Source organism: Nostoc sp. T09, assembly GCF_002154695.1.
In the GTDB taxonomy this organism is placed as follows: Bacteria; Cyanobacteriota; Cyanobacteriia; order Cyanobacteriales; family Nostocaceae; genus Aulosira.
Genome location: NZ_MTAV01000266.1, coordinates 1 through 9,788, shown reverse-complemented (window position 1 = coordinate 9,788; position 9,788 = coordinate 1). Strand labels below are relative to the sequence as shown.

The window sequence follows — 9,788 nt, the reverse complement described above, 5'->3', positions numbered from 1 at the left end:
TTGACTTCCCTAAACTTCATGAATATGGTGTTTTCTCATAAACCATTTAGGATTGCTATAGATATCTCCTTCTAACAACCTTTGATCCGCGTTGCTAGACTTCAAACATTAATGGAAATGTCATTCATTCCCAGACACCATAATCTGTAACCGCAACTATTTTATTTTCGATTTTGCCTAAATTATCAATATAGTGTCTTTTGACGGAATCTGCGGAATCGTGGCTTTGGCTTTGCATTCGGCGATCGCATCGTAACAGTCAAAGGTGTTATAGCGTTTACCAACCCAGTGAGGTACAGGAAGAAGTAATTAACCACAGATGAACGCAGCGAAAAGTCGAGCCAGTGCGTTCCTGAGCCACCCCTGTGCGGTGAGACCAGCGCTGTGGGAGGGTTTCCAACGCCCTTCGGGTTCGCCAGTTCCCTACGGCGGGAAACCCGCCTTAGGACTGGTCTCACCACTTGCTTCAAGTCGGCAGAGCCGCCCAACGCAGTGGCTCCTCCGCAGGCGACTGGCGTTAGCGTAACGTTAGCGTAGCGTCTCCCCTTGGGAGAAGGAGCGTCACCCGAAGGAGGGTTCCCCCGTTGAGGGGAGTGGCGTGTCGCCTTGCGTCGGAGATCCGGAAGTCGGCGCTCAGAACTTTTCAAGACAGATAAATTCAGGCTGGGAACCGCTATATAACAACATCCCTACTGATTATTAATCCTAGTCCACTGGATCTGAGGAGATTCAACTGAAGCACCAGAGCCAGTGTTAGGAGATGGAAAGATCACCTCATTCTTCTTAGGTACTTGAACTCTTGTCCCAGGTGGTAACTTGTTACCATTGACGATGCTTTCCCCTCTGAGAGTCGTTCCTTTTGTGGTGTAACCAGTTGCCAGAGACGGCAAGATACTATTGCCTTGTTTGACAACTTCTTTAACAACCATCAACTCAGCAGGAGAAATCTCTCGCGGCTTTCCAACAAAAGGCTGAGACAGGTCACTATCTACTACACCAAGAAGGTGGTTCTGATAATTGAAGGCATACCCAACTTTCTGTACTGAAGAAAGAGCCAATCCTTTTTCCTTTGCAATCCTTTTCGCTTCTTCCTCAAGCTTAAAAGTCTCATCTTGTTCCTCGGCCTGAAGAAGTTTGCGAATCTCTTCAAACGCTTTTTTGGGTTCTCGGTCGGCTGCAAGTTGCTGGGCTTTTTCTAAAGCTTTAGGAGATATAGACTTTCGTACAAAGAGGATCTTTTTGGGCATACTTTCTACCTCAACAGCATCAAAGACCAGTTGTTCTACAACCTGTGTTTTCTCTCCTATCCAACGTTCAGATTGGAGGCGAAATTTTTCAGGGTTTGCATTGGGGGGAGTTAGCCCAGCCCTTCTAATCTCATCGGTAGATGGATTAGCCCCAATGAGAGTCACAACATATTTAGTGACTTTTACTACGTTAGAGGAAGCACTAGTGCGTCTCATTCCACAAGAAGTCCCAAAGAAGTCAAAATTAAAGACCCCTTTTAGACCCCATTCTGAGTCTTGGTTAGATCCAACGGTATAATCCCCGACTAAGCTGACTCCAGATGCACAAGATACAGCCATAGACATTCCTCCTGAAATTCTTGCTGCTTGACCCTGCGCCGACTTTGCGAAAGAGTACAACCGCTGAGCCGCTTCTGCCTGAGCAAACACAGAGACTTTTTCTCCAACGGGACGTTGAAGTCCTCCAATGATTCCTAAGTTTCCAAATACAGTCTGAGAAATATCATCTCCCTCGGTGTTTCCAAAACCGAGGATGTTGCTATAAACCCCGATATAGCTGTTGTGACGAAGAGACTCACCAGGCGCGTTAAATACAACTCCAGTGGTTACCCCTCCTACTCCAATTGCGCTAGATGGAGCAGTAGGGTTGTATGTAGCCTGTTCAAAGAGGAAGAGATTTTGGGACAGGCGATGGCTAACAGTACCTTCAACTCCGGCTGTAGGGAAGGTCCCGCCTCCGGCAAAAACAGAACCAGAAATGTCCGTATGACCCACTCCTACCCTTCTCGCTCCTGCAAGTGGGATGGAAATAGGAATAAGATTACCAACGGTTTTAACTTTCTTTTTCGGTTGCGTTTGGGGGCTAGGTTGGGGATTGGGCTGAGGTTGCGTTTGAGAGTTGGGATTGGTTTGAGGGCTAGGTTGTGGGCTAGGTTGGGGACTAGGTTGGGGACTAGGTTGTGGACTAGGTTGTGGATTTGGTTGAGGGCTAGGTTGTGGGTTCGGTTGTGGATTTGGTTGTGGGTTCGGTTGAGGGCTAGGTTGTGGATTTGGTTGTGGGTTCGGTTGTGGATTTGGTTGTGGGCTTGGTTGTGGACTTGGTTGTGGGCTTGGTTGTGGACTTGGTTGTGGACTTGGTTGAGGATTTGGTTGTGGGCTTGGTTGAGGACTTGGTTGAGGACTTGGTTGAGGCTTTGGTTGAGGATTATGTTGAGGGCTTGGTTGAGGACTTGGTTGAGGACTTGGTTGAGGCTTTGGTTGTGGATTATGTTGTGGACTAGGTTGTGGTGAACACGTTACTTTTGCCAGTGCAGATTGCGTCAGCAAGATTAACAGTAGTCCAGATACTGCAACCGAAGCTTTATAAAACATTTGATTTTCTCCTTACTTTTGTATGGTTTCAAACTCGCCGTTTAAAGGGCTTAGGGAGCAAATAACCATCCGAAGAAATCGCATCAACTAATGCAGAGCGATCGCCCATCACGGCCAAAAAACTTAGACAGCATATAAGTGCATGGAATACTTGTTAAAGGCAAGTGACCTATTCTCAAGGGTTTCAAAACTGTGAAAAAGATAAGAATCATCAATTAGGGATCACAAACTAGGAGTCACAAATTTCTCTGTTTTCTGATTTGAGAATGATTCACTTGAGCAAGCCCTTAACAAGCGTGCTATTTAGCACATAAGCTATTGAGTATACAAATTTCTTGTTAGGTACTTACCCATAAAAAGCTTTGTTTTAAGGTTTTCAGACTATAAAAAGTCCAATTTTTCGATGCGAAACTGCTGAAATAGTTATGGGTAGAAATTGCAAAGAAGCAAATAAGGGACAAGTTTACCCTTACAAGCGGCGATATATGCATTGCTCATGTATTCCCAAAATTACAAAATTTGAAATTACTATTTTTTGTCTCTAAACTATCATTAACTATGCCAAAACCTGATTGCTAAATGGTTTGAAGACATATAAGCAACCTTTCAAAACCTTATACAGGCTGTAATATAGATTTTTGAGTCTATTTAGTAGTTAATGACAGATATGAACTATTTTGACTACACGTCTTTTTTAGATTCACTATCAAAGTTGTTACTATTACTCAAAATAAACATCTCTCTAAAACTACAAAGCAAAATTTTAGTTAGCTTTAGGAATACGATGAGATTTTGAGCAAATTAAGCATATTCTTTGCCTGAATCGGTGTTTAAGTTATTTCCTGGTAATAACAAGGCAAAAATAAGTATTGATTGCAGAGCATTCTAGCCTTGCTGATTTTAAGGATTTTATACTGTAAACACTAATGCTTCAATTTTTAATCTCACAAGTCCACTAATTGTCATAATTACCTCACAATATTTAGATTGATTTACGCTAATTCTTTATTGGGCGACTCAAAAACTTCGGATAACGTCTGTTCCTGATGATGTAGCTCTATTTCCTGTATTACAAGTTTCTGTAAATGCGCATAGTTCAGACTGATTAACCCTTTTTATGAATTTTCGGGTAAATCAGCTAAAACTCTTGCAAAATCAGACTTTTACCAAAAATATTGTTTTCAGGTATTCTGTTAGAAAATAAATGCTCAAATGCTTTCTATATCTACTTTTGAAAGTTTTAGTCTTACTTTTTTTTGCCCACAGTAACTAAAGCTAGCTAAATACTGTGAATCTTGTGTATTTTGTTGGATGCACTCAAGAACAAAATTCATCTTTGTTAGTAACAATACTGTATAAATATCCTTTTACCACATATTATCTAGTTTTTAGATAAGATAAACGCATATTGATCTGGCATACCTAGGATTGACATAATAAAATATGTATGCATCGTAATTTTGGCTTAGAAAGATAAGTTAGTTCAGGAGACGTTAGGTTATTGCTGAAAGATATTACAACTGCTAAGATTCACCACTTTGCAGATGAAGTTAGGGTATTAGACAAGTAAGCATGTAAAATTAATTACGTAAATATTTACAGATTGCTAAATCAACTTTTTAAGACTTTGTTGCATAAATACCTCAAACCCTTGTGCAGCGTGAATCATCAATTAAATTTTCTTATTAATAAAATATTCTGTATCAAAGCTTTCAGACGAAAAGCCAACTAATTATGCAACAAAGGTGTTTTTTAACATAATTTACTACACTTTTTTCTTTCGGTTCATCACAAAGATACGCGATCGCTAAGAAATGCGGATTTTGCCGCATACATAACATTTAAATACAGTTTTGGTGAATACTGGTCACTCACGCAATACACTCTCGACTGCAAGACAATTTTGTGTATCGTCCCATGAATACAACAAAAATTTTTACTAGGATTTTTCTTAATTTCATCAACAGCCCTAGTCTTGCATAAACATTATTATGTAGTGCAATAAGTTATATTTGTAGTACATTAATTTTAGTCACAATCAAATGAACGATTCTCGCCCAAGCAAAATCATCAAGTTTCTTAGTAAATATCTGTGACACACACCAGACGATATTGGAATAAAACTTGCCTCTGGTAGTTGAGTTGCTATTAATGAACTACTGACCGCTTGTGCTAAAAGATTTGAGTTTTTCTCAAGTACCGTTAATTTATAGAACGCTCTACAGCAACACCGATAATTCTAAAATAGAAGTTAACTCAGAAAATTATGCAAATTCATATTTATGCACAGCAGGGAAATATTCCAGGAGTCGCACATGAAATAACCAATGGCGTTAATATTGATTGCGTAGACGAGTATTCCCAGCAAACACCATTAATGTGTGCGGTCAGTAGCTCCAATGCAGGTATCGATATGATTCGCTTCCTCTTGGGACATGGTGCAAATGTTAATGCTATTGAACCAGAATATCAACATACTGTACTTGGGTTGGCTGTGCAATCAGGAAATTTGGATAAAATCCAATTGATTCTGGATGCTGGAGCAGATATAAACTATCGAAGACCAGAAGGATATGATGTTTTAATTGATGCGATGTATGGTCGAGATATTTTGCAGGATCAAAACTTGATCTCGACTTTAAATTTACTCATCTCTAGAGGTGCTCCTATTAATGGCATAAGTAGCTATGGTGAGACTGCAATTAAAGTAGCGGCTCATGTAGGAAGATTTGATGCTGTCAAATTATTATTGGACGCAGGTGCTAACCCAGAGCAACTGGGATGGACAGAATTAATGTACGCTATAGTTTTTGGGAGTTTAGAGCAAGTAAAGTTATTGCTGGAGCAAGGAGCGGATCAAGATGTGCGTGATTGTTGGCATAGAACCCCTTGGCTGTTGAGTCTTCAGGTAGGTGAACTACCTAAAGCAAAATTACTCCAAGCTGCGGGAGCAAGTCACGACGATGGTGGAAACTGCGGAAAAACGTCGTTAATGTATGCGATCGCCAACAATCGGCACGACATACTACAATGGCTAATTGCTGAGGGATGTGATGTTGAAGTTACTGATGACTTTGGTAACACTGCGTTAATGCTGGCAGCAGAGTGTGGAGCAACTGATTGCGTCAGAATTTTATTAGCAGCTGGTGCAAATCCTAGCAGAATCGCTGATTACAATAATAAAGCCATTAATATGGCTACTAATGTTGAAATTGTTAGAATTCTAGTTGCAGCTGGTGAAGATTTGAGCGATATTAACGATGATATGCGGCGATCGCTCACTGGCATTGACAAGAACAAATTTTCACTATCAAAATTATCACCAGAGCAATATTTTGCTGGGAAACATCCGCGCTTTGGCAAAACCAATCCAGAGTTGATGGAAATACCTTTTTGGCAGGCTATGATTTGTGATGGTTGTTCTGCTTATGCAGCCAAAAATCTGTTTGATGATACAGAGGATTGGCAAGATAAAGCATGGTGCTATCAGCGATTTGGCCGAACCATTACACAATTACCAGATGGCAGAATTGTAGAAATTGGTGGTGAACATGAAGACTATTATGATCCTGATTTTTGTATATATAACGATGTTGTAGTTTATCAAAGTGATGGGAATTTTCAGATTTTTGGTTATCCTAAAGATGTCTTTAGCCCAACTGATTTTCATTCAGCCACATTAGTTGGGAACTACATCTATATTATTGGTAATTTAGGATATGTGGATACAAGAATCTCTAATGAAACTCCAGTGTATCGATTACATTGCCATACATTTAAAATAGAAAAACTCGAAACCACTGGTGAGAAACCTGGATGGATCAGTAGCCACAAAGCTTACTACAGAGAACCAGCTAAAATTTATATTACTGGCGGTAAATTGTGTGTAATGGCTCAGGAACAATCAGAATATATAGATAATTTAGATGATTACGTCTTAGATTTAATCAACTTAACCTGGAGTCGCGCTACTGTAAATAAATAACTTACTTGTCAATAATTATAGCTTACTGCAACTGCATATTGTTGTGGCAACACAACAGAGCCAAACTAGGCATTATGTAAGTCAGTAGTGAATGCTTGCCTAGAGCCGTATGAATCTGATATGGGTTCGGCTTGAGCATTTTTAAGCACCGGAAAGAGTTTATGATACTTTACTTTATTATTCTCTCATGATAGTGATGGTAGATAGGGAATGGGATCTGAGAAATTAGATGAGGGAAGGGAAAAATACCAAATTTATTACCAATTGCAGATTGATTGCATATTAAAATTGCGACCAGAGAGAGTTGTTTAACAAGACTGCTTAAACAATAGAAGAATGAATTTCGCCTTTTAACTAAGTCAATGGCGTAATGGCAAAAGCCGATTAATTGAGTCAATCTGTTTACAGATATTGTTTAATATACTTAATGGAGTTATCCGCTTGACCTCTGTCATCGGCAAAGCTCAATGATATAAACCAATTGCTGCTTTGGCACGTTTCTACTTCCTTGATTCCAGAATTGAATTTTCCCACAAATTTAAAGTATTACTCGTTCCCTTCTTTTAGGTACTCTTATGAAAAAATTGATTAGAGGCTTACGCGAATTCAAAAGTAGTTATTTTAGTACCCATGAAGAACTGTTTGAACAACTTTCTCATGGTCAAAAGCCTAGGGTACTATTTATTACTTGTTCAGATTCGCGTATCGATCCAAACCTGATTACACAAGCTGGGTTAGGTGAATTGTTTGTTATCCGTAATGCAGGCAATATTATTCCACCATTTGGTGCTACTAATGGCGGTGAAGGGGCAACAATTGAATATGCTATTCAAGCATTAGATATTCAACAAATTATTGTCTGTGGTCACTCACATTGTGGTGCCATGAAAGGGTTAATGAAATTAGACAGCTTGCGGGTAGAAATGCCGCTTGTACATGACTGGCTCAAGTATGCAGAAGCAACCCGACGGTTGGTGAAAGACAACTACAGCGACTACGAAGGGGAAGAACTTTTAGACATAATTATTGCTGAAAATGTACTTACCCAAATCGAAAATCTACGGACTTATCCGGTGATTCGCTCTAAACTCTACCAAGGAAAACTTAGTATTTATGCTTGGGTTTATCAAATTGAGGCAGGAGAAGTTTTGGTATACGATCCACAACAGCACGCCTATGTCTTGCTCCAAAATCAGCTTCCCCCATCAGAGATAGATGAGAGGTTACTTAACCCACCTTTAACTAGCAATGTGGAAATACATTCCAGTAAAACTCAACAACAAACGTATCAATTACCCCGGGAAGTCCCTAGTTCGGAACATGAATGGTTTCCAATGACGGTGCTATCTCCAGAGCAAATGGAGCGAATTTATCGAGGCTCAACAACAAAGTAAAAATGTAGATCAATACTTTCGCCAAAAAAAGAGTATGAACAGAGAAGGCGCTCTGTAGTAGAGTTGTTGTCTTCCACAACTCCAACTCAGAATCTACAACTCGCCCATGTTCGGCATCCTATCACTACCAACCTTACTTTTCTAGGTCGTATTCACCTTGTTTCTACAGGCGTTGAACCCTCGTAAATTGGCTAAGGTATTGTTAAAACTACTCTCTGAGCAAGATGGAAATCACTTTGATTGAACAATTGGAAGAAAGGCTGCGGCAGGCTATGCTCAAAAGTGATGTCTCAGCCTTAGAAGAACTGATTGCTGATGATTTAGTTTTCACGACCCACACTGGTGAATTAATTGATAAGCAGACTGACTTAGAGGCACATCGCTCAGATATTCAAAAACTTGTGCTACTCCAAGGTCAACAACAGCGAGTGCAACTCTATGGTAATACAGCGGTGGTGACGGTCAAAATGGAGGTGGCTGGCACTTTTGAAGGCGAAGCTTTCGTAGGCATATACCGATACACAAGGGTTTGGGCACAGTCACAGCCCCAAGGAAATTGGCAAGTTGTCGCTGGTCATGTTAGCCAAGTGCTACCGTAACTGAAAGCTGATTCACAACCACCAGTTTTAACCAGCCTCGCCATACTACCTGGATGTCAATAGGAGTATTACGTCGATGTTCCAAGTAACCACCTAAACGAATACGACAACCTTCAATTACTTCATAGACATTGCCACGATGCTAAAACGCCAGTAGATAAAATCGCTGTTTGTGTCTCTACTTTTAATCTTAAGAAAGTAGGGGCAAATTTTTAATACGAATCTTTTCTACTAATACTTTTTGTCCAGACTGAACCTGTAAACATTCAGTTCTATTACGAAGTCGAAAGTTTAGTAAATCGAGCCGTGGATATCCGTCTTTATCAAGAATCCTTGGTAGTGTATCTAGCACCTCAATTGCACAATTACCAATCGTAGAATCTGAAGTCAACTCAAAACTGATAGTTGGAGAATCTAGCCGTTTTACCACAATATTTCGTAAAGAACGGGAATATTTTAAAATTAATTCAACTTCAATAGTGGTTATCATCTCCATTTAAAACTTCTCTCGATTGTGCGATTTTCTTGATTGCTTGTATATACGCTTCTGAATATTAGACTTACATAGTCTAAACAGGTTTTTTACCTTAAATATATTTTATTTTCTCAAGCCAGAGTTAATAACGCGATCGCCTCTCCTATCGCTAAGCTCTAAATTGTGTAGCCATCAACACATTTTTTTGAGGTTGTTTCTTTTTATAAAAACATACTTGCCTTTTTTTGCCACCTATGTGAGACTACTAGCAATATACTACTTAATTTCTACCAATTTACCGTAGTTTTATGCGACAATCAGACAATTACTAGGCAGCTATCCCATGTAAGTGTCTTCTAAAAAGGGTTTTGAAAGTACTGAAACTTAAGATATGGAGGAAAGTAATGTCACTTAAAAAATGTTGTTGCAGCCTTAGTTAATGACATTCTTTTCGGATGTTCGCCTCAGTAACGGGTCTTTACGATCGCATGAATAGGATGAGAACCATAGTTACTCAAGACTATATAGGCGTATTTTAGCTGGGATGTTTCCAATTACGAGACCTCTTTACCCATATAGAGGTAATTAGTAATCTGACTGATGCTAGATCAAAGAAGGGAGATTTGTGGAATGAGATCTGAAGTTCGAGGAATGCATTTAAAACTCGAAGGGCTACGAAAGTCCTTTGGACGAAAAACAGTTTTGCAAGAAATTGAT

Annotated in this window: 5 protein-coding genes and 1 pseudogene; 4 read left to right on the top strand and 2 right to left on the bottom strand. The window is 39.6% G+C overall.

All coding sequences use genetic code 11. The features are described 5' to 3' along the window. Positions 1 to 689: 689 nt before the first annotated feature. A complete protein-coding gene (locus BV372_RS34625; RefSeq protein WP_086692116.1) occupies positions 690 to 2,618 on the bottom strand; it encodes a hypothetical protein in 1,929 nt (642 codons plus the stop codon). A gap of 2,266 nt (positions 2,619 to 4,884) precedes the next feature. On the opposite strand from BV372_RS34625, the gene BV372_RS34620 reads away from it, so the two are divergent. From BV372_RS34620 to BV372_RS38540, 4 genes and pseudogenes are all read left to right on the top strand, one after another. Then, on the top strand, positions 4,885 to 6,603 hold the full coding sequence (locus tag BV372_RS34620; RefSeq protein ID WP_256973640.1) for an ankyrin repeat domain-containing protein: 1,719 nt from the start codon (positions 4,885 to 4,887) through the stop codon (positions 6,601 to 6,603). A gap of 575 nt (positions 6,604 to 7,178) precedes the next feature. Next, a complete protein-coding gene (locus BV372_RS34615) occupies positions 7,179 to 7,997 on the top strand; it encodes a carbonic anhydrase (RefSeq protein WP_086692109.1) in 819 nt (272 codons plus the stop codon). Positions 7,998 to 8,221: 224 nt separating this feature from the next. After that, the gene (locus BV372_RS34610; protein WP_086692105.1) at positions 8,222 to 8,596 is read left to right on the top strand and encodes a nuclear transport factor 2 family protein; all 375 of its coding nucleotides are present in this window, start codon (positions 8,222 to 8,224) and stop codon (positions 8,594 to 8,596) included. 120 nt (positions 8,597 to 8,716) lie between these two features. Then, positions 8,717 to 8,812, top strand: a pseudogene (locus tag BV372_RS38540) (hypothetical protein); the annotation flags it as partial. On the opposite strand, the gene BV372_RS34605 reads toward BV372_RS38540, so the two are convergent. Continuing rightward, the gene (locus tag BV372_RS34605) at positions 8,787 to 9,086 is read right to left on the bottom strand and encodes a hypothetical protein (protein ID WP_218776812.1); all 300 of its coding nucleotides are present in this window, start codon (positions 9,084 to 9,086) and stop codon (positions 8,787 to 8,789) included. The pseudogene BV372_RS38540 and the gene BV372_RS34605 overlap by 26 nt on opposite strands. Positions 9,087 to 9,788: the final 702 nt, after the last annotated feature.

Coding starts and splice junctions, on each gene's coding strand:
- BV372_RS34615 (WP_086692109.1), top strand. CDS start 7,179: ATGAAAAAATTGATTAGAGGCTTACGCGAATTCAAAAGTAGTTATTTT.
- BV372_RS34625 (WP_086692116.1), bottom strand. CDS start 2,618: ATGTTTTATAAAGCTTCGGTTGCAGTATCTGGACTACTGTTAATCTTG.
- BV372_RS34605 (WP_218776812.1), bottom strand. CDS start 9,086: ATGATAACCACTATTGAAGTTGAATTAATTTTAAAATATTCCCGTTCT.
- BV372_RS34610 (WP_086692105.1), top strand. CDS start 8,222: ATGGAAATCACTTTGATTGAACAATTGGAAGAAAGGCTGCGGCAGGCT.
- BV372_RS34620 (WP_256973640.1), top strand. CDS start 4,885: ATGCAAATTCATATTTATGCACAGCAGGGAAATATTCCAGGAGTCGCA.